This is a genomic window from Nocardioides sp. NPDC047086, assembly GCF_040643685.1.
GTDB lineage: Bacteria > Actinomycetota > Actinomycetes > Propionibacteriales > Nocardioidaceae > Nocardioides.
Genome location: NZ_JBEYUV010000047.1, coordinates 12,990 through 34,214, shown reverse-complemented (window position 1 = coordinate 34,214; position 21,225 = coordinate 12,990). Strand labels below are relative to the sequence as shown.

Below are 21,225 nucleotides of genomic sequence, written 5' to 3'. Positions count from 1 at the left end.
GCGTGAATCTAGACAATCCACACCTCACCCCGGAGGCTCTCCCCACGTCAACGACCTGCTACCAACCTCTTGACCGGGTACACCTAGCGGCTCCGAGGTCTGAACGAAGTGGCCTTCAACCGGCGTCAGGGGATGTAGAGGAGGGCGTACGTCGCGACGTGGCAGAACGCGAAGAGCGTCGGTGCCCACACCTCGATGTTGCTCATCGGCAGGTAGCGCGAGCTGTCCTGACCGAGGCCGACGGCCGACCACTCAGCAACCCCGGGAGCTGCGGGGAGCTGCTTCTCGAGGTGCGTGATGACGGCGTACTTCCCGCTCGCCATCTGCCGGTAGGAGCGGACGATCCAGAACCAGCCGAGACACAGGCCGAGGGCGGCGATCAGCGCGACCGTGAACAGCCACGGACGCTCCGGGGCGGCGGCCACGAGCGCGGTGCCGGCGACCAGGACACCGACGTTGAGGATCAGGAAGAACGCGCTGGTGATCGTACGCCGCACGCTGAGCCGCTCGGTCTCGGCGACGTAGAGCTTGTACTGGTCGAAGAGGACCGCGCGGTCGCCACTGGAGAGTACGTCGGGAGGCAGCACCCACAGCCCCTCGGCGAGCGCCGACGGGTTCGGCTTGTTGGCGGTCACATAGCTGCGCACCGCGGTCCGCGACTCAGTTCCGGGAATCAACTCGTTCTCCATAGTGCCTAGTTGTCTACCGGTCTCGGCGGGTGATGTCCATACGACATCCGTCACCGTGGTGGAGGTGTGACCGAGGTGTGAACCAGCGGAGGTCGCGCCAGGGACGAGCCTCAGACGGCCTTGCCGACCGAGGCCGCGCCGGCGGCCTCGAACTCCTTGAGGAGCCGGCGCCGCGTGCGGGTGTCGCCGCGGACCGCCTTGACCAGCTTGACGACCTGCTTGGGGGCGTTGCGCACGTTGGTGGACTCGAGGAAGCCGTTGGGCAGCGAGAGGCGCACGACCTTGTGCCAGGCCGAAGCGACCTGCTGCGGCATCGGCGCGGTGTGGTAGTTGAGGCCGTACTTGTCGAAGAGCGCGCGCACCTTCGGCGCGATCTCGGCGTAGCGGTTCGAGGGCAGGTCCGGGAAGATGTGGTGCTCGATCTGGTGGGACAGGTTGCCGGTCATCACGTGCAGGAACTTCGAGCCGGAGATGTTGGCCGAACCGAGCATCTGCCGGACGTACCACTCACCGCGGGTCTCGTTCTCCGGGATGTCCTTGAGCTCGAAGGTCTCGACACCCTCGGGGAAGTGACCGCACATGATCACCGAGTGGGTCCAGACGTTGCGGGTGAAGTTGGCGATCACGTTGGCCAGCAGCGTCGTCGGGCCCGACAGCGTGACCATCGAGACGAGCGGGTGGGCGACGTAGTCCTTGAACGCCTGACGGCGGATCTTGGCGACCGTACGCTTCGCCGCCATCTGCCACTCGGCGCTCGGGCGGCGGCCCTTCTTCTTCTGCCGGATCACCCGGCCGAGCTCGAGGTCGTAGGCCGCGATCCCGTACTCGAAGATGCACATGTTGATGAAGTTCATCGCGGGCTGGAACAGGCTCGACGGGGTCCAGCGCTGCTCCTCGTCGACGCGCATGATGCCCCAGCCGAGGTCATTGTCCTTGCCGACGATGTTCGTGTAGGTGTGGTGCAGCTCGTTGTGGGAGTGCTTCCACCCTTCGCTCGTGGAGGCGTTGTCCCACTCCCACACGGTCGAGTGGATCTTCGGGTCACGCATCCAGTCCCACTGGCCGTGCATGATGTTGTGGCCGATCTCCATGTTGTCCAGGATCTTGGCGATGGAGAGACCGACGGTGCCGACGACGAATGCCGGCGGGAAGATGCTCGCGAGCAGGACGGCACGGGAGCCGAGCTCCAGCGAGCGCTGGACCTTGATGACCTTGTGGATGTAGGCCGCGTCCCGCTCGCCGCGGGTGTCGATGACCTCTTGGCGGATGGCGTCGAGCTCGCGGCCGAGCTGCTCGATGTCGTCGCGGGTCAGGTGGGCGATCGGGCCGGTGTAGGCCGGAGCGTCAGGTGCGATGGTCATGTCTGTCTCGCTCTCGTCTTGTGGGGGGTCAGGAGGCAGGGTGGTCGATGACGCACTCGCCGGCGGCGGCGGAGATGCAGGTTTGGATCGGTACCCCTTCGGGGCCGGTCTCACCCGGTCGGGCGACGGTGAGCTCGCCGTTGCGGAGGTCGCGGACGGCGCCCTCCTTCATCGGGAGCACACAGCCGAAGCAGATGCCCATCCGGCAGCCGCTCGGCATGAGGACGCCGGCCTCTTCGGCGGCGTCGAGGATCGGCCTGTCACCAGGTGCTTCGACGGTCTTGCCGGTGAAGGCGACGGTGCCGCCCTCGCTGGTCACGACGGTGGCCAGGCGGAACTGCTCGGTCTGGAGCGGCAGCCCCGCCTCGTCGTACCAGGTCTGGAGGTGGTCGAGGAGACCGGCAGGCCCACAGGCGTACGCCTTGCGCTCCCGCAGGTCGGGGACGAGCTCGGTGAGGGTGTCGATGTCGATGCGGCCCTCGGTGCCGGTGTAGCGGGTGACGAGGCGGATCGCGCCGGCCTCGGCGAGTGACTCGAGGTTGCGGATGAAGATCGAGTCGGGGCGGCTGGGGGCGACGTGGACGACGGTGACATCGAGCCGCTGGTGCTCGACGACGCCCTCGTCGGTGACCGGGAAGAGGTTGCGCAGCATCCCGATGACCGGGGTCACGCCGGAGCCGGCGGTGACCATCAGGAACTTGTGGCCGCGCAGGTCGCTGGGCAGCACGAAGTCGCCGGCAGCCTGCTCGAGGTGGACGATCTTGCCGGGGCGCAGGCGGCGCACCAGGTGGCTGGAGACCTTGCCGTCGGGCACGGCCTTGACGGTGATCGAGATGAGGCCGTCCTTGCGGGGGCCGTGGGTCAGCGAGTAGGCCCGCCAGTGGCGTACGCCGTTGACATCGACGCCCACGCGGACGTACTGACCCGGGGCGTGACCGTCCCAGTCGGCGCCGGGCTTGATCTCGATGGTGGCGGCGTCGGCGGTCTCCGGGGTGACCTTGACGACGCGTCCTCGCAGGTCAGCGCCGGGTCGGAGGGGGTTGAACATGTCCAGGTAGTCGGCCGGCGCCAGCGGCGTGGCGATCTTCTCGGCGACCCCCCACGCCTTGCGCGAGAACCGCTCCCGCCATGCGGGTCGCCTGACCTCGCCCGGAGCGAACAGAGCGGGGGACGTGGACATCTCAACCATGTATTCCATGATGCTATTTGTGGGAGGTAAACTCCTGTGTGAGCGACGTGAATCTGATAGGCGGATTTATACGTGACGAACAAAAGTTCCCGCGAAGTCCCCGCACTTTCGTCCTATGACGTCCATCTGACGCCCGAGATCGTCGCATCGATACGGGAGGTGCTGCCCCGGGTCAGTGAGGACGTCGTCGCCGCGATCACCGCCGAGGTGCCCGCCTACCGCGACGCCTTCTCCGGGCCGATGGGCGAGACGATCCGCACGGCCGTGGGCATCGCGCTGGGCGGGTTCCTGTCGTTGGCCTCAGTGGACGACCTCCCCGCCGAGGTGGCGACCGCTACTCCCCCGGCGCTCGAGGGTGCGTACGGGCTGGGGCGCGGCGAAGCCCGCTCCGGCCGGACGACCGAGGCGTTGCTGGCGGCGTACCGCATCGGTGCCCGGGTCGCCTGGCGAGAGCTCTCCAGCAAGGCGGTCGAGGGCGGTATGGCACCGGAAGGGCTGGTCGAGTTCGCGGCACTGGTCTTCGCCTGGATCGATGAGATCTCCGAGGCCTCCGCCGCCGGGCACGCCGATGAGCGCGCCACCACCGGCCGGGTGCAGCGGCAGCTGCGTGAACGGTTGGCCCGGCAGGTGCTGGCCGGGGCGACCCCGGAGGAGCTGGACGACGCGGCGGTGCGCGCCGAATGGACCCCACCGAGCACCCTGACCGCCGTCCTCGTCCCCAACTCCCAGGTCGGCACCATCCTCGCCAAGGTCAACCAGGCGACGCTGGAGCACGACGATCTGGTCGACCTCGACGATCACACCCTGCTGCTCGTCCCCGATGCCCACGGCCGCCGGCGCCGGGCGCTGATGAAGGCGCTGGAGGGGCGCCGGGCCGTCGTCGGACCGGCCAAGCCGTGGCGAGAAGCCCGGATCTCTTACGAGCGCGCCCGGCGCGCCCACGTCGCCGGCCTCGGCTCCGACACCGAGCAGCACCTGGTCGAGCTGGTCCTCTCCGCCGACACCGACGCTCGCGAGGACCTGCGCGCCCAGGTCCTCGAGCCCTTGGCCGACCTGCGCCCCGCCACCGCCGAGAAGCTCACCGAGACCCTCCGCTCCTGGCTCCTCCACCAGGGCCGGCGCGACGAGGTCGCCGCCGAGCTCTTCATCCACCCCCAGACCGTCCGCTACCGGATGGGGCAGCTGCGCGACGTGTACGGGGAGCGGCTGGACGACCCCGCGATGCTTCTCGCCCTCACGGTCGCCCTGGGCTGATCCGTCGGTCAGGCGTCACCCGTCCCGCGGGTCCTCGCCGACGAGGCCGTCGATGGACTCGCGGATCAGGTCGGCGTGGCCGGTGTGGCGGGCGTACTCCTCGATCATGTCGGCGACGTAGCGGCGGGCGTTGGCCTCGACACCCCACTCGGGGTTGGTCGCGAGCGTGTCCATCCCGTCCCTGGCGAGGGCGGCCGCGATCGAACGGCGGGACCGGGCGACCGCGCCCTCCCAGAGGACCATCAGCCCCTCGGCGGTGTCGTCCTCCTCGGTTCTCCAGTCCCAACCCTCCTCGCCGGGACGGTAGGCCGCCCAGAGGTCCGGATAGCCGCTGTCGGCGAGGACCGCGGTGAAGTAGTGGTCCTCGCAGAACGCGAGGTGCTTGAGGAGCCAGCCGAGGGTGATCCTGGACGGCTCCAGCCGCTGACGCAGCTGCTCGTCGGTCAGCCCGCCGCACTTCCAGGCGAACGTACGCCGGATCCGGTCGAGCGTGCTCAGCAGCGTCCCGGTCTCGTCCATGACCGGGGTCATCTCGATCGTCATGCCGCTCACGCTAGGCCCGATTCCGGACGCAACTCTTCCGCTTAGAGATCGCACGGGCGGGGCCAGCCCGCACCACCACGTCGAGTCGGCTCGTCATGACGCGCCGACTCGGCGCGAAAATCTCGTCAGTTCGAGCCGACTCGGCAGGGACCTTGACCTCAATCCGGCTTGAGCACTCACCCTGGAGGCATGAAGTTCACCGACGTACAGCTCCGCTACCTGCGCACGCAGCCGCTGGGAAGGCTGGCGACCCTGGCCCCCGACGGCGGGCTGCAGAACAACCCGGTCGGGTTCAAGATCGACGAGGAGCACCGGATCCTCATCGGCGGCCACCAGATGGGCAGGTCCCGGAAGTTCCGGAACGCCCAGAAGCACCCCCAGGTGGCTTTCGTGGTCGACGATCTGGAGTCGACCAACCCGTGGAAGCCGCGGATGGTCGAGATCCGTGGCACCGCCGAGGCGCTCACGGACGTGGACCCGCCGATGAGGGGGATGTCGCGCGAGATCCTCCGGATCACCCCGGAGTGGATCAGGGACTACGGGCTCGGGGACTGACTCAGCGTTTCCGGAACAGCCGGGCGGGCACCAGCGAGAGCGGGTTGATGGCCGCCCGGATCCGCTGCCACCTGGTGCGCGAGTCGGAGACCGACGAGCGAAGCGTCCCGACCTGCTCCCAGAACGCGGCGACCTCGGCGTCGTCGGGTCCGGCCTCGCCGAACATCGTGGTGTCGGTGAGCAGCGCCAGCCCCGGCGCACCGTCCATGCCCGGGGAGGCGGACAGCACCGACGCCTGCTCGCGGCGGGTGCCCCCGACGGGCACCCCGACCCCGAAGTCACGGGCGTGGTCGAGGGTCTCACGCCAGCCGCCGGAGAGACGGGCGACCGGGGTGCCACGTGTTCGCCGGCGGTGCCGGCGCCAGATCTTGGCCCCGATGATCGCCCCGCACACCGCCGCGATGAGCAGCAGCGGGATTCCGACGTACGTGAAGACGGCGACCAGCCAGCCCGGCAGCGTGAACCCGTCGGGACGCGAGTTGGCCTTCTGGTTGACCGACTCGTCCAGCGGGTCGCCGGAGGTCGCGGGCGGGCGTACGGGCGCCGGCGGCGGGACGACCTTGCCGGTGACGAGCTCCTCGGGCTGGGGAGCGTTCTGCTCGGGCGGCTTCTCGGTGTTCATGAACTCCGACCAGTCCAGGGTGGCCCAGGACCCGTCCGACATCCGCAGCTCGACCCAGGCGTGCATGTCCTTGCCCTGGACGACGCCGTCCGAGCCGACGACGGCGCCGAGCACCACCCGGGCCGGCACGCCGACCTGGTTGGCGAGGACCGCCATCAGCGCGGCGTACTGCTCGTCGTTGCCGGCGAGCTGGCCGCCCTTGGCGGTGAAGTCGGCGAGACGACGCAGCGAGTGGCCGGCCGGGTACTGCTGGTTGGGCGGCTCGCCGTCGGTGTAGGTGCCCTCCTCCTTCAGCTTCGAGGCCACCGCCAGCGCGTTGGTGATCGGTGAGTCACCACCGCCGGCGTACTCGGCCGCGAGCGCCTGGAACTGGGCGGCCTCGTCGCCGATCGGCGATCCGCCCGACCAGGTCTCGCTCTTCTTCCCGACCTTCTCGTCGGCGGCCGAGGCGGTGAAGGAGTAGGAGTCGCCGGGCTTCAGCGCGGACGGCAGGACGCCGGTGGAGGTGGCCAGGTTGTAGCGGAACGAGTCGGAGTCGGGACCGTCGAACGAGATGTGCGTGAGCGCGGTGGGCAGCGGCACCCAGACGCCGCCGAAGTCCTCCCCGATCGTGATCGTCCCGCGCACCTGCTTGCCGTCGGCGAGCGGGTTGCGCAACGTCGAGCTGATCTTCTGGAAGGTGTCGTCGGGGCCCTCGGTCTCGCCGGAGTCGTTGGCCGCGCGCCAGACGGTGCCGTCGTACGAATCCATCGCGGCGACCCGGACCCGGGTGCCCTCGGGCAGGCCCGAGACGGTGAAGAGGTCCTTCTCGTAGAGCCGGCGGTCGTCCTCCGGCGTCTGGTAGCCCTTGGTGTAGACCCGGAAGCCGGCCAGCGGCGACGGGTACTGCCCGACGTTGAAGGGCGGCTCGATCTCGCCGCGCAGCACCGTACGCTCGGGCGCGAGCCCCGGCAGCAGCGGCCCGCCGAGGAACGCCAGCCCGGCCGCGCCCAGGCACAGGCCGGCTCCGATCGCGGTCCGGGAGAGACGGCGGCCCCCGGCGGCGAGCGCACGTGCCCGCATGCCACGGATGCACAGCCAGGTGATCGCGATCGCCCCGAAGAGCGCACCGAGCAGAGCGGTCTTGGACGGGTCCTGTACGCCGAGGAGGATCACGCCGGCCATCAGCGCGAACGCGACGAGCACCGGCGGCAGGGCTGCCTTCGTCCGCACCGCCAGCGCGAAGCCGATACAGCCGGCGACCAGGCCGAGGATGTAGGGGATCGTCAGCAGCGCCCCGCCGTCGACCGGCGGCAGCGTGGTCAGCAGCCGCTTCCAGCCGTGCACGGAGTTGTCGGCGAGCGTGCCGATCGTGTCGGGGACCGGGAGGAACGAGAGGTCGCCGATGCCGTGCAGCGCGACCGCACCGCCCAGCACGAAGAAGGCAGCCAGAAGCCCGACGGCCAGCACGACCACCGGCTGGCCGCGGCCGACGAAGGCGATGAGGATGCCGAGCAGCAGCCCGGCGACACCGGCGATGAGGTAGGTCCAGCCGGCGTAGGTGTCATCGAAGCCGAGGAAGGCGATGGTGCCGAGCAGGAAGAGGAGAAGGGCGTCGACGGCGTGGTGTCTCGTCATCTTCATCCGGACAACCCCTTCGAGAGCACGATCGGCAGCTGCTCCAGATCGGGAAGGGTGATCATCGGCAGATCGGCGATCGCCTTGAACCCGGCGCGCTGCGAGGAGTCGACCCGCACGGCGACGGTGGTGGCGTCGACCGAGAACTGCCCGGCCGCACGCTGCAGGGTCACGAACTCCGGGTAGCGCCCGGTCACCAGCATCACCAGCGACGCGTCCGGCGCCTGCCGGGCGGCCTCGGCGGTGATCTCGATCAGGTTGGTCTGCTGGGGTTTCGCCCGGGAGCAGGCGTCCAGGGCCGTACGCCCTCCCCCGCTCGCCGCGGTGGCCCGCACCATCATCACGTCGCCGGTCGCGAACGAGACGTCGAACTCGTCGAGGATCCCGCGACGCAGCAGGGAGCCCGCGATCGACATCGCGGTCTCGTACTCGTCCTCGGAGTCGTAGGACATCGGCGAGGAGTCGACGATGACGACGATGTGAGAGCGGCGGGTGTCGAGGAACTGGCGCACCAGCAGCTGGCCGTGGCGGGCCGAGCTCCGCCAGTGGATGTGGCGCAGGTCGTCGCCGGGGACGTACTCGCGCAGGGCGTGGAAGGCGAGGTCGCTCATCGAGGTGTTCTGTGCCGTCGACCCCTCGAGGTCACGGACCAGGCCGACCCCGAAGGGCTCCAGGTGGGTGGTTCGCGGGTGGACGAACACCTCGGTGCGGTCGGTCCACTCCTGCACCCGCCGGAAGAGCCCGAGCGGGTCACCCCGCACCGTCCGGACCGGCCCGACGTCGATCACGCCACGGCGCTGGGTCGGCACCACGAACAGCTCGGTGTGCTCGGCACCGGGGAGCAGCACCGGCAGGTCGTACGTCACCCCGCCAGCCCCGATCGGGAACTCCAGGCTCGTCGAGACGAGCGGACCGCGCGCCTCGTTGCGTGCCCGCAGCTCGCCGGTGAGCGCCTGGCCGACGGCGACCCGCGGCGGCTCGACCACGGTCGCCACCGCGAGCCGGGTGCGCCCGATCATGAAGAAGGCCGCACCGATCACAAGGAACAGCGCCGCCATCGCCACCACGGCCGCCTCGATCCAGCCGAGCGCGGTCGCGGCGACCCAGGCCAGGGCGCCGAGGAGCAGGACGCCCCAGCCGATCGAGGTCACCGTGCCGAACCACTTCACCACCGTCGGTCGAGCCACTCCCACAACCGCTGATCGAGCCGCTGTCACCGCTGGTCGAGCCGCGAGCGCAAGCGAGCGTGTCGAGACCAACACGGTTTTCAGCGAGCGCCGAGGGGACTGTGTTGGTTTCGACACGGATTCGCTCGTACCTCGCGAATCCGGCTCAGCCAACGGGGGCGGCGGGGAACTCACGCCACGCGCTCCTGCGGTGCCGGGACCGAGGTGAGCAGGTCACCGATGACGTCCTCGACCGTGACGCCGTTGAACATCGCCTCAGGGTCGAGGATCAGGCGGTGGCAGAGCACCGGCTCGGCGAGCGACTTGACGTCGTCGGGCAGCACCTGGGAGCGACCCTCGGCGAGCGCCCACACCTTGGCGGTGCGCACCAGGGCGAGGCAGCCGCGCATGGAGGCGCCGAGGCGTACGTGCTTGTGGCGGCGCGACTCGTCGACCAACGCGGAGACGTAGGCGACGATCGCGGGGTCGATGTAGACCTGGTCGGCCATCTCGGCCATCTGGGTGACCGTCGGGGCGGTGATGATCGGGGTGACCAGGGTGGCCCGGTCGCGGACCGAGGAGTTCATCAGCAGCTCGACGGTGGCGTTCTGGTCGGGGTAGCCGACCGAGGTCTTCATCAGGAAGCGGTCCAGCTGCGCCTCGGGCAACCGGTACGTCCCGGCCTGCTCGATCGGGTTCTGGGTCGCGATCACCATGAACGGGCGGCCGACCTCGCGGGTGGCGCCGTCGACGGTGACCCGGCCCTCCTCCATGACCTCGAGCAGGGCGCTCTGGGTCTTCGGGGAGGCCCGGTTGATCTCGTCGGCGAGCACGATCGAGTGGAAGATCGGGCCGGGGTGGAACTCGAAGGCGGCCTTGCCCTGGTCGTAGACGGTCACGCCGGTCACGTCGGAGGGCAGCAGGTCAGGCGTGAACTGGATGCGCGCGTGCGACCCCTGGACGGTGTTGGCCAGCGCGCGGGCGAGCTGCGTCTTGCCCGTGCCCGGGTAGTCCTCGAGGAGCAGGTGGCCCTCGGAGAGCAGCGCGGTCAGCACCAGGCGGATCACGTTGCGCTTGCCCAGCACCGCCTTCTCGACGTTGTCGCACAACTTCTCGAAGGTCTCGTGGAACCAGCGAGCTTGCTCGGTCGTGACGGTCATCTTCTTCTCTCCAAGGCGTGGCCGGGAACTAGGCGGGGTGTCTGCGTCGTCAGGGTGTGGGCCGGGCAAGGCGCCGCTACCACGTTACGTTCTTCCGCTGGGTGGGTCGTCCGTCGTTCGAGGTGCAGGTCACGGTGAAGGGGGTGTTGGCGCCGACCCAGCCACGGCCGCTGCCCGTGCCCTTGCCATCGCCCCCGATGTTCACGTTCCAACGCGAGGTGGTGGCGCTCGTGCCGCAATCCCAGCTCGTGCCCGGGAAGGCGGGGTCGGTGATGGTGGAGCCGACGTACCAGCAGGTGCCACCGCACTGGGTCTCCGGCTGCGGGCACGCGCTGCCCGAGCACTCGCCCGCCTTGTTCACTGTCATCGTCGGGTCCGGCGGCGGGTCGGTCCGCACCGTGACCGAGTCGGACTTGCTCGCTCGCGGCGAGTCACTGATGGTCACGGTGTAGGTGTAGGACTTGTTCCACTCGGGTGCGGTGTCCGTGCCCGACCGGGAGCCCGCGCCGGTGCCCGTGCCGAACTGGGAGACCTCGGTGCCGCCACGCTTGACGGTGACGGTCGCGGCCTTGCCGTTGGGGTTGTAGCTGACCCGCCAGTTGACCTTGTTGCCGTCGACGCTCGCCGAGATCGATGGCGTGCCCAGCGGGCCGTAGGTGGTCACGTTCTTCGACGTCGGGGCGCCGCAGGAGTCCCCCGCGCCGGCGCCGCCGGAGGAGTCGTTGCAGGCCCGCAGCTGGACTTGTGTCGAGGTGCCGTTGGTGAAGCCGGTGATCGTCTTGGTCTGCTGACCGGCGCCCTCGGGTGAGTAGGTCCAGCTGCCGCAGGAGGAGCCGTTGCGTACGCACTCGACCCGGTTCGTCTTGCCGTGCGAGGCCCGCGGGGTGAAGACGATCTCGGCGGTGCCGTTGGCCCCGGTCGGGGTCGCACTGGCGAAGGACACCGCGTCCGGCGTCGCTGCCGCCTCGACCTTGCCGCCGGCGGAGTAGCTGGAGATGTGGGCCTCCGGCGAGCCGCCGGACCCGGTCTCCCGGGGCGAGGTCGCCTCGGCGTTGCGGGCCCGGACCGCGTAGGTGTAGATCGTGCCGTCGTTGGCGACGTCGTCGCGGCAGCTGGTCTCGGTCACCCAGGAGCAGACGATCTTCTCGCCGGTACCGCCGGTGCGGCGTACCTCATAGGTGACCGGCGCGGGGCCGTTGGCCGCGACCGGGCTCCACGAGACCGTCACCGCCTTGCCGGAGTTGTTGGCCGTGTTGGCCCACTCGAAGGTCGGCGTCGCCGGGGTATCGGGCTTGCCCGCGCCCATCCCCTCGACCGTCGCGGACGGCCCCTTGTTGGTCTTGACGCCCTTGTCGTTGAGCGGCACGACGGTGAACTGGACCGGGTCGCCGTTGGAGCTGACCGCCGCCGGATAGGTCGTCTGACCTGCGGAGATGTCCTTGATGCCGCCACCCGGCCAGCTGATCCGGTATTTCTGCACGTCCGAGCAGTCGCACGCGGCCGGGGGCGCCCAGCTCAGCTCGACCTTGTGGTCGCGCTGGCGGGTGACGCGGAGGCTCTGCACCGGACCGGTGTAGGCGTCGGGCTCGCCCTCGGCCGAGTTGCTCCACTCGCGGCTCGGCCCGACCGAGTTCACCGCGCGCACCCGGAAGTCGTAGACGACGCCGTTCTTCAGTCCGGTGATCCGGCACGAGGTCGAGGGACAGTCCTGGACGTGGTCGCCGTTGGCCTCCACCTCGTAACGCTGGATCGGGTCGTCGCCGTTGTCCTTCGGCGCGTTCCACGACAGCGCGACCACGTTGGAGAGGAAGTCGGAGGTCGTACGCAGCCCCGTCGGCGCACCGGGGACGTCGATGACGTCCACCTCGATGACGCCGGTGGCCTTGACCCGTTTGGAGTCCTTGCCGGAGTCGCTGACCTCGATCGCGTAGCGGTAGTGGCCGTGACCCTCCTCGGGCGTGTTGAAGGTGATCTTCGAACCGCTGGCCTTGCCCATGTCGGGCGAGTCGCCGTCGACCGGGTCGAGCTTGGTGATCACGATCTCCTGCGACTCCGAGGGCACCGGTGTCTGCAGATAGTCGGCGATGTCGATGGCGACCGTCTTGCCGGCCTCGGTCTGCAGCGGCTTGATCGGCGAGAGCGACGGAGCCGGCAGCGCGATGACGGTGACCAGGAGCTGGCCGGTCGCGTCCGTGCCCTCGACCCCGATCTCCAGGGCGCCCTGGGCACCGGCGTCGGCGTGCTCGGCGGTGAGTCGCAGGCCGCCGTCCTCGGGCTTGACCTCGACCCCGTCGAGCCCGTCGCCGACCTCGGCGGTGAAGTCGAGGTCGTCGGCGTCACCCGGGTCGGCGGTCCACACATGGCAGATCGCGGCGATGTCGACCAGCGCGCCGTTGCCGCTCTCGGGGACCTCGACCGGGGTGCTCGGACAGTTGATCTCCGGCTCCTCCTTGCCGATCTGGACCGGCAGCGAGATCACCGAGAGATGGGCGTCCGCGGAGGTGATCTTCTCGCGGTCGGCGACCTCGAAGGTCAGGGTCGCGGGGCCCTTGGTCTCACCGGCGGTGACCTTCACGGTCGTCGCGGTGGTGTCACCGGTGTTGAGCATGCCCTCGGGCGCGGCCACGATCTTGTCGGTCGTGGTCAGCACGACCGGGTCGCCCTCGGGGTCCTCGACGTAGTCGGTGATGTCGATGTTCTTCGTCTCACCCGGGTTGAACTGCAGCTCGGAGCCCGGCTTGAGGTAGGGCGCGTCCTTGGGACGGGCGGGGACGTAGATCGAGCCGACCGCCTGGGCGCCGTCGGGATCGGTGACCCGGTAGGTCCACACCCGGGTGGTCTCGCCGACCGGCAGGGTGACCTTGCCGTCGTCGATCTTCGGCTTCGCCTCGTCCTCGCCCACCGAGGGGCCCTTGACCGCGTCGACGGCGAGGTCATCGAGCGCGTCGTCGATGTCGGTCACCTTGGTCATCACATCGACGGTGGTGGTCGACGAGTCGCCTTCGGGGCGGGCGACCACGATCCCCGCCATCGGCGGGTTGTCGTAGCCCTCCTGATAGCGGATCGCGAGCTCGCCGGTGTCCTCGTGGAGGCCCGTGGTGGCGCGGTAGGGGATGTGCTGGAAAGGTTCGCCGGAGCCACCCTCGACCGTGACGATGCCGTCGGAGCGCTGCTTCACGTTGGATCCCTCGGCCGCATCGGTCGAGGCCAGGTGCAGCTCGGTCCCCGGCGTACGCAGGTCGTTGGCGAGCACGTCGTAGGTCAGCTTCTTGGCGGGGTCGAGCGTGACCAGGTCGTCGACGGCGACCGGGCGCTGGGGCGCACCGGGCGCGACCACCGCGATCCGGACGGTGCCGGTCGCGACGGCACCGAAGGGGTCGCTGACCTCGTAGGTGAACTCGTCGGTGCCCGCGGCGTTGGGGAAGGCCTGGTAGGTGATCGTGTTGGCGCCGTGGGCCAGGACGCGGCCGTAGGAGGGCGCGCTGTTGATCCTGGTCACCGAGACCGAGTCGCCGTCGGGGTCGGTGCCGACGGTGGGCAGCCGGAGCGTGACCTCGTCACCCTGGACCACCCGCGACTCCAGCGCCTTCGGCGCGGGCGCGGAGTTGTCGGCCTTCTTCTTCGGCAGCGGCTTGACGTGGATGCGGATGTTGCCCGACGAGTGCTCCGCCGACGGGTCGCCGGTGTTCTGCACGACGTAGCGGACGTCGACGTCGACCGGCCCCTTGACGTCGTCGGGGGCGACGTAGCGGACCCGGTTGCCGTCGATGTAGGCCTCGCCGACCGTCGGCTGGCCCAGCACCTGCAGCTGGCCCTTCGTCTCGATGGTCTGGTCGACGACCAGGCCGACCGGATCGCCCGACGGCGTCGAGTCGTTGTCGAGGACCGGGATCGAGACGGAGTCGGCGGCCCTGACCGTGGCCTCGTCGTCGACCGCCTCCGGGGCGTTCTCGGCGCCGCGCAGCGCCGGGCGCTGGCTCACCGTCACCGACCCCTCGGCCTCGGCCGCGCCGTTGCTGATCGTGTAGCGGATCGCCTGGGTGGACGGGTCCATGTCGGGCTTCGACGCCTGGATCCGCAGCCAGCGTCCGTCGAGCACCGCGACCGTCAGGTCGCTGTCGCCGACGGGCTCGGCGTGGGTCACGGCGAGGAGCCGGCCGCGGGAGTCGTAGTCGTTGGCGAGGACGTCGAGGGTGCGGGTCGAGGTGCCGAGGACGGCGGTCGTGTCGGGAGTGGCGATCGGCTCGTCCGCTGCCTGGGAGGCCGGTTTGACGTCGACCCGGATCTTCGCCGCGGCGGGCTTCGCGGCGCCGAACCCGGCGTTGTAGCTGAGCTGGTAGGTGCCCGGCGAGCTCCCCCGGGCCCGCACCACGCCGGTCTCCCGGTCGGTGCTCACCTCGAGGCCGCCCTTGGGCGGGACGTCACCGGCGAGGGTGAGGGTGGCGTCGAGATTGGAGGGGTCGGCGCCGGGAATGTCGTTGTCGAGCGGACGGATCGTCACCCAGGAGCCCTGGGTGCCCTCGGCGACGTCGTCCTTCGGCTCCGGAGAGGCGGTGGTGGCGCCGGCGACGATGTTGACCCGCACCTTGTCCTTCGAGGGTTTGCCGCCGGTGCTGACCTGATAGCCGAGGTTCTCGCTCCCCGAGGCGTCCGAGGCGGCGGTGTAGCGGAGCAGTCCGTCAGGGGTCACGCTCGCCTTGCCCTTGGACGCGGTCGGGGACTGGGCGGTGACCGGGTCGCCGTAGCGCTCGTCGCGCCAGTCGCCGACCACCGGGATCTCCACGGTGCCGCCGGCCGCGACGGTGTAGTCCGTGGGCGTGTAGTGCTCACGGAGCGTCGGCTTGCCGGTGCCGCCCGAGCCCTCGATGCTGAGCTCGACGCTGGCGTCGTCCTGGCCGGCCTTGCCCTTGAGCCCGTCGTCGACGGTGTACTTGAAGCTGGTCTTCTTCCCCTCGGCCGACTCGGGGGTGGTGACCAGGATCGACTGGCGGTCGGGGGCGATGGTGGCCTCGACGCCGTCGACGGAGGCCTTGCCCACCGAGACCACGCTCAGGATCGAGTCCTTGGCCGAGGAGTCGTTGTCGAGGACGTGCAGGACCGTGGTGCGTCCGGCCCGGGCACCGAGGTGGTCGTCCTTGGCCTTCGGCGCCTGGGCGGCCTTGGTCAGCTGCTGCTGCTTGTCCTTCTTCTGGTTCTGCTTCTGGGTCTGCGGCTGGAACGACTCCCAGTTGGAGATCTTCTTGATGTCGGCGCCGTCGATCTCCCAGACATCACCGTTGCGCAGGTCGTTGAGCACCAGCTGGCCACGGTTGATCCGGAACTCCAGCTCGGCCGCCGGGCCGAGCGTCGGGATCTCGCCCAGGACGGGCTCACCCTCACCGCACTGGGTCACCACCGAGCCGGTCGAGCCGTTGGCCCAGGCACCGAAGACGCAGTCGCCGAGGCGGACCGGGGCCGCCGGGTCGCCGGCGGACTCGGCGACGTGGCGGATCTCGCCGTTGCTCAGCGCGACGGCCTTGAGGCCGGTCGCGTCGCCGACGAGCACCTCCTTGGCCTTGGCGGAGGGCTGCTGGAGGACCGCGCTCTCCGCGGTCTCCCCGAAGTCCGCGGCGACGTCGGAGCCCTTGGCGGCGCCGAGCAGCCAGCCGGCCTCGTCGAGGGTGACGACCTCGCCGCCGACGACGGTCGCCGAGGTCGGGGTCTCCGCATACTCCGGAGCCTTCGGGAGCTTGGTCTCCGCCGGGTCGGCGAACCGCTCACCGTCAGGCGCGAAGGCGGTCAGCGTCCGCTTGGCAGCGGAGACGGCGTACGCGGTCCCGTCGGTGCCGATGGTGAGGACCGCGTCGGCGCCGACCGTCTCGGTGGGCTTGGTGGAGCCGGAGAGGTCGGAGAGGTCGCCGACGCCGGTGGTCGGGTCGACGGAGGTGAGCCAGACCTTGCCGGTCTTCTGCTCGGCGACGCCGATGGTGTTGCCACCCATCACGACGCGGCTGTCCTTCACGGTCACCGCGTCGTCGTCGATGCCCTCGGCCAGCTTGGTGTTGACCGGCGTGATCGTGCGGGCGTCGCGGTCGACCGAGGCCACCGCGATGCCGTTCTGCACCACGTCGAGGCCGGCGCGCTCCGACCTGGAGCCGGCCTCGTTGCCCGCCCAGACGACGCCGTCGAGCTGGGCGACCGGGCGGTTCTGCCGACCCAAGGTGCCCCAGGACTGGTTGGTCACCCAGATGCCGCCGTCGTCGAGATCGGCCTTGTGCACGGGGTAACCCGTCGACTGGATCGCATAGACGGTCAAACCGCCCGCAACGACGGCGAGAGCGGTCCAGGACGCGATGGAGGTCCGATGACGTCGCATCCAGCCGGGCGCCATCCCGAAACGTGCCACCAAGACTCTCCCCAAGTCCTTCCATGCCAAATGGCCAGCCGACGCGAAAAGCCTGGCTTACTCTAGGCGCGCCTCTAGATAGAAGCCACACGAATGAGCCAAACGTGGCACACGGCTCAGTGAACACGCTCACCGATACCGTACGGGATGTTCTAAAGTGTCCGCTTCCAGCACACCACTATTTCGCATCCTGCCTGGGATGTTCTCTCGATCATCGGCACCGCAAAGGAACAGCATGACCGCTTACCCAGCCCTGCGTGCCGCGGGGGCGACTGATGTCGGCCGGGTCCGCGAGGTGAACGAGGACTCGTTCGTCATGCTGCCTGCGGTGGCCGTCGTCGCCGACGGGATGGGCGGTCATGCCAGCGGCGACGTCGCCAGCGCCCTCGCGGTGGAGACCTTCCAGAGCCGCTTCGCGACCATCTGCCCGGTTCCCGAGGACATCCAGGACGCCGTCCACGCCGCCAACTCCGCGATCACCTCGGAGGCGGCGCGCAACTCCGAGAAGCAGGGCATGGGCACGACCCTGACCGGCGTGGCGCTCGTCGAGTCGGACGGTGCGCCCCACTGGCTGGTGTTCAACGTCGGCGACTCGCGCGTCTACCAGCTCTCGCCTGCCGGCGTGACTCAGGTGACGATCGACCATTCGGAGGTCGCCGTCATGGTCGAGGCGGGGATGATCACCGCCGCGGAGGCCCGCGTCCACCCGCTGCGCAACGTGATCACCCGGTCGCTCGGCACCTACCCGTCCCCCGACGCGGACACCTGGCTGATGGCGGTCTCGCCCGACGACCTCTTCCTGCTCTGCTCCGACGGCCTCACCGGCGAGCTCGAGGACCACGAGATCCATGAGATCGTCTCCAGGACGCTCGGGGTGGGCGGAAGCATCGACAACCTGGCCCAGAGGCTGGTGGACGCTGCGGTCGCATCGGGCGGGCGCGACAATGTCACTGTGGTACTCGTGACGCCCCCTCCCTCGCTCTTCACCGCCCCGACGGACTCTGCCCGATCTACAGGGGACGTCTCGTCGTCCCATGAGTGATACCGCTACCTACTGTGTTGGGCACTGGCTCGCGTTGAAGGGCGACCAGTGCTGGGCGCTGGTGCAGCTCGGCCCGGGTGATCCGCGCGTCGGCGGTGTCCAGGCCGCGCTGAGAGACCCCCATCCGGTCGACGCGATCGCCGGCCTGCTCTCGGCCGACGGGCCGCGGGCCCCCGGCTTCGCGCTGGTCGGACGCGAGGGCCCGAGGGTGCGGTACGCCGTGCGCTCGCCTGCCAAGGTGACCGCCGTCGTCAACGAGGTGCCGGTCTTCATCGACGGCATCGACGTCTCCGGCAGGTGGGCCGACGGTCACTTCGCGGCCGTCCCCGAGCGGGCCGAGCTGGCCAACGGTGCCTGGGGCGGGATGGAGGAGGACCAGCCGCTGGTCGACACCGCCCACGCGCGCTCGCTGGACGTCGTCTTCGATCCCGACTTCTACGTTCAGGTGCAGGCCGACTCGACCATGGCACCGCCGCTGGACCACACCATCCGGCGCTCGGACCTCGCCGCCTCGCCGCCGCCCGCCGCGCCGCCGCCCGCGATGCCGAACGTGCCTTCGTTCCAGAGCCCCCCGCCGGCCGCGGTGCCGCCGCCACCGGTGGCACCGTCCCAGCCCGCGCCGGAGGCCAAGAAGGGCATCATCGACGGGCTTCCATGGCGCAAGAAGGGTGCCAAGAAGCCCGACCCGAACGCGTGGGGTCCGCCGGACCGGCAGCCTTCGTCCGCGCCGGCGATACCGCCCGCTGCGCCGCCCTCCGCGCCGCCTCCACCCCCGATGCCCGCGCCTGCGCCCACCCCGCGTAACGACATGGCGACCCGGGTCCGCGACGTGCCGACGCCGACCCCGGTGCCGCCCGCCGGCGGGCCGACGGTGTGGGCGGTCTACTGCCCGCACGGCCACGCCTCCCCGCCCTACTCACCGACCTGCCGCATCTGCCGGCTGGCGCTGCCGCCGCACCAGCAGCCGGTGTCGGTCCCGCGCCCCGCGCTGGGCCAGCTCAAGCTCGGCGACGGCCGGGTCGTCATCCTGGACCGGGGTGCGGTCTTCGGGCGGTCGCCGCGCGGGGATGCCAGCGGCAACACGGGGGCCGGTGGCGTACCTCCGCATCTGGTGAAGGTGATGCTGCCCGACATCAGCCGGCTGCACACCGAGGTGCGCCTGGAGGAGTGGCAGGTGCTCGTCCGCGACCTCGGCTCCGCCAACGGGTCCTATCTGACTCTGCCCGGCGGGCGTCCGCAGCAGATGCGGCCGATGGAGGAGTACGCCCTGGAGCCCGGTGCCGTGGTGAGCCTGGCCGGTTCCATCAATCTCACCTATGAGGTTCTCGGGTGAACGCGACACCACACCCCGAGCTCGGTCCCGAGCTCCCGGGGATGACCTGCCTGGGCAGGCTCGGCTCGGGTGGCTTCGCCGACGTCTACCTCTACGAGCGCCACCACCCGAAGGTCCGGGTCGCGGTGAAGCTGATGCGGTCCTCCGACCTCGCCGAGGCGCAGCGGGCGCAGTTCGCCGCGGAGGCGGCGGTGATGGCCGAGCTGGCCGAGCACCCGTTCATCGTGCCGGTGCACAGCGCAGGCGAGACGCCGGACGGCCGCCCCTACCTGGTGATGGGCTACTACCCCAACGCCGACCTCGGTGCCCGCGTACGCAACAACCCGATGAAGGTGCAGGACGCGCTGCGCTTCGGGATCCAGATGGCGTCGGCGGTCGAGACCGCCCACCGCGCCGGGATCATCCACCGCGACATCAAGCCGTCCAACATCCTGCTCTCCCGCTACGACGTGCCCGGCCTGGCCGACTTCGGCATCGCCGGCCGCCCGCGCGACGACGAGGGCGACATCGGGGTCTCGCTGCCGTGGTCGCCGCCCGAGGTCCTCACCTCGGCGTCCAACGGCTCGGTCGCCTCCGACGTCTACTCGCTGGCCGCGACCGTCTGGCACCTGCTCGTGGGCCGCTCGCCGTTCGCGGAGCGGGGCAACAACTCCGACCGCGCCGTCTTCTCCCGCATCCTGCACACGGCTCCGCCGACGACCGGACGCCCGGATGTGCCGCCCTCGCTCGACCGCGTACTGCAGCAGGCGATGGCGAAGGACCCGACCTACCGGCCGCGGACGGCTCTCGACCTGGCCCGCCACTTCCAGCGGATCGAGCAGGAGCTGCGGCTGGGCCGCACCGAGGTGCAGGTCCTCGACCGCGACGCCGGTGGTTCCGGCTCGATCCCGGTGGTGCCGACGGTGCCGGCCTCCCGCGGCGAGGGCCCGACGACCGGCTCGGGCCGCAGGCACCTGCCCGCTCCGCCGTCCGACCCGGAGGCCGAGCTGGTCACCGAGGTCAAGCCGCCCTCGCAGGTCATCGCTCAGCCTCCGCCGCCCGTCCAGGCAGCCCACTTCCCGGATGCCGGCTCGGCCTCGGCCGACCGCACCCGGTTCAGCTACCCGCGTACGGAGGAGGGCCCGTCGGTCCTCACCGGCGCGCGTCCGACGGAGACCCGCAGCAAGACCCCGGCGATCATCGGCGTCGTCGTGCTCTTCCTCGTCGCCGCCGTCATCGGCATCGTGCTCTCCCGCGGCGGTGAGGACGAGAAGCCCGACGAGGTCCCGCCCCCGCCCGTGGAGACCGACCTCCCCGGTGTCACCGGCCCCGCCGCGCCCGGGAAGGTCAAGGGCACGCTCAAGGGCGACCGGGCGATCTTCACGTGGTCCGGTGTGCCCGGCGCGACCGGCTACAAGTGGGTCGGCGACAACTCCACCAGCGGCAGCGTGGACCGCCCCAAGGCGGTCGTACGCCTCGAGGGAGCCACCAAGGTCTGCATCCAGGTCCGCTCCCTCGGTGAGAACGGCAACGTCTCCCAGGGCGCCGCCCAGGCCTGCGTGTCGAAGTAGCTAGCTGGACCGGTGCGGCCCGGGGTGCCCCTCGCGCCGGATGCAGGGCCGCTTCGCACGCTTGAGGATGGCGCCGCAGCGTGGTTCGCGACGCCCGGACATGATTCGGGTCAGGTCGAGCGGCTCGACACCCGCGCGAGCACGCCTCATCGCCGCGCCGAGGGCCGCGACCGGGTCCGGGTTGCCGCCTGCGTCCCAGCCGTGGGTCATCGCGGCTTCGAGCTCGTCCTTCGACAGGTTCGCCGCCGTCACCTCGTCGAGGATCCCGGCCACGACAGCAGCCTTGACCATGCCGGGAGGCGCGGGCTCGGGACGGTAGTCCCAGCCGTCGAGGCCGACCTCCTCCGCCACCACCTCGACCAGGGCCAGCACCTCCCAGACCTCCGTCATCAGGTCCGGGTCGATACGCCCGCTGCGTACGAGCGCGGCCGCCATGTCATACGCCGCTTCCGCCCTCCGCGGCCCCGCGACGAGCACCTCGATCGTCCCCACCGGGGTCCCATCGACGACGTCGACCCGACTGGCGAAGACCACGCGGTACTCCTTCTGGAGTACGTTGAGGGTGTTCCATCCCGCGAGCTTCTGCCCGCCGCGGTTGCTGAGCGGATGCGCACCAGCGGGGTTGCGGCACAGCGCGACGACGTCAACCAGGAGGGACTCACGCTGCGCGATCGTCAGCGGCTCGAGCGACTCGACGAATGCATCGTTGAACTCGACGTACGCCTGGTTGTCCGGAAACCTCTCGCCTGTTCGCACGGC

General features: G+C 70.3%; 14 protein-coding genes. 5 read left to right on the top strand and 9 right to left on the bottom strand.

What is annotated here, in order from left to right; genetic code table 11:
• Positions 1-125 precede the first annotated feature (125 nt).
• The 3 genes from ABZ796_RS24775 to ABZ796_RS24765 form a co-directional block, all read right to left on the bottom strand.
• Positions 126-677, bottom strand: a complete 552-nt coding sequence (locus tag ABZ796_RS24775) for a hypothetical protein (RefSeq protein WP_357340586.1) — start codon at positions 675-677, stop codon at positions 126-128.
• 122 nt (positions 678-799) lie between these two features.
• Positions 800-2,050, bottom strand: a complete 1,251-nt coding sequence (locus tag ABZ796_RS24770) for an acyl-CoA desaturase (protein WP_357340584.1) — start codon at positions 2,048-2,050, stop codon at positions 800-802.
• Positions 2,051-2,078: 28 nt separating this feature from the next.
• Positions 2,079-3,239, bottom strand: a complete 1,161-nt coding sequence (locus ABZ796_RS24765; protein WP_357340583.1) for a ferredoxin reductase — start codon at positions 3,237-3,239, stop codon at positions 2,079-2,081.
• Positions 3,240-3,311: 72 nt separating this feature from the next.
• On the opposite strand from ABZ796_RS24765, the gene ABZ796_RS24760 reads away from it, so the two are divergent.
• Positions 3,312-4,493, top strand: a complete 1,182-nt coding sequence (locus ABZ796_RS24760; protein ID WP_357340581.1) for a helix-turn-helix domain-containing protein — start codon at positions 3,312-3,314, stop codon at positions 4,491-4,493.
• A 15-nt stretch (positions 4,494-4,508) separates the two neighbouring features.
• Here ABZ796_RS24760 and ABZ796_RS24755 read toward each other — a convergent pair whose 3' ends face one another.
• Positions 4,509-5,036: a DinB family protein gene (locus ABZ796_RS24755; RefSeq protein ID WP_357340579.1), complete on the bottom strand. Its 528-nt coding sequence runs from the start codon at positions 5,034-5,036 to the stop codon at positions 4,509-4,511.
• 189 nt (positions 5,037-5,225) lie between these two features.
• Between ABZ796_RS24755 and ABZ796_RS24750 the strand changes: the two genes are divergently transcribed.
• The gene (locus ABZ796_RS24750; protein WP_357340578.1) at positions 5,226-5,591 is read left to right on the top strand and encodes a PPOX class F420-dependent oxidoreductase; all 366 of its coding nucleotides are present in this window, start codon (positions 5,226-5,228) and stop codon (positions 5,589-5,591) included.
• Position 5,592: 1 nt separating this feature from the next.
• On the opposite strand, the gene ABZ796_RS24745 is transcribed toward ABZ796_RS24750, so the two are convergent.
• From ABZ796_RS24745 to ABZ796_RS24730, 4 genes are all read right to left on the bottom strand, one after another.
• Complete coding sequence (locus tag ABZ796_RS24745) at positions 5,593-7,836, bottom strand: transglutaminaseTgpA domain-containing protein (protein WP_357340576.1); 2,244 nt, start codon at positions 7,834-7,836, stop codon at positions 5,593-5,595.
• The gene (locus ABZ796_RS24740) at positions 7,833-9,017 is read right to left on the bottom strand and encodes a DUF58 domain-containing protein (RefSeq protein ID WP_357340574.1); all 1,185 of its coding nucleotides are present in this window, start codon (positions 9,015-9,017) and stop codon (positions 7,833-7,835) included. Before ABZ796_RS24740 ends, ABZ796_RS24745 begins: the two co-directional genes overlap by 4 nt.
• A gap of 170 nt (positions 9,018-9,187) precedes the next feature.
• Entirely contained in the window at positions 9,188-10,156 is a 969-nt protein-coding gene (locus ABZ796_RS24735; RefSeq protein ID WP_357340572.1) for a MoxR family ATPase, read from the bottom strand.
• A gap of 76 nt (positions 10,157-10,232) precedes the next feature.
• Positions 10,233-16,541, bottom strand: a complete 6,309-nt coding sequence (locus ABZ796_RS24730; RefSeq protein WP_357340571.1) for an Ig-like domain-containing protein — start codon at positions 16,539-16,541, stop codon at positions 10,233-10,235.
• 235 nt (positions 16,542-16,776) lie between these two features.
• Between ABZ796_RS24730 and ABZ796_RS24725 the strand changes: the two genes are divergently transcribed.
• The 3 genes from ABZ796_RS24725 to ABZ796_RS24715 are packed head-to-tail and all read left to right on the top strand — an operon-like array spanning position 16,777 to position 20,466.
• A complete protein-coding gene (locus ABZ796_RS24725) occupies positions 16,777-17,583 on the top strand; it encodes a PP2C family serine/threonine-protein phosphatase (RefSeq protein WP_357340569.1) in 807 nt (268 codons plus the stop codon).
• A complete protein-coding gene (locus ABZ796_RS24720; RefSeq protein WP_357340567.1) occupies positions 17,576-18,916 on the top strand; it encodes an FHA domain-containing protein in 1,341 nt (446 codons plus the stop codon). Before ABZ796_RS24725 ends, ABZ796_RS24720 begins: the two co-directional genes overlap by 8 nt.
• Entirely contained in the window at positions 18,913-20,466 is a 1,554-nt protein-coding gene (locus ABZ796_RS24715) for a serine/threonine-protein kinase (RefSeq protein WP_357340565.1), read from the top strand. The genes ABZ796_RS24720 and ABZ796_RS24715 overlap by 4 nt, the downstream gene beginning before the upstream one ends.
• Here ABZ796_RS24715 and ABZ796_RS24710 read toward each other — a convergent pair whose 3' ends face one another.
• Positions 20,467-21,222: a hypothetical protein gene (locus tag ABZ796_RS24710; protein WP_357340564.1), complete on the bottom strand. Its 756-nt coding sequence runs from the start codon at positions 21,220-21,222 to the stop codon at positions 20,467-20,469. It lies immediately after the preceding gene.
• Positions 21,223-21,225 lie beyond the last annotated feature (3 nt).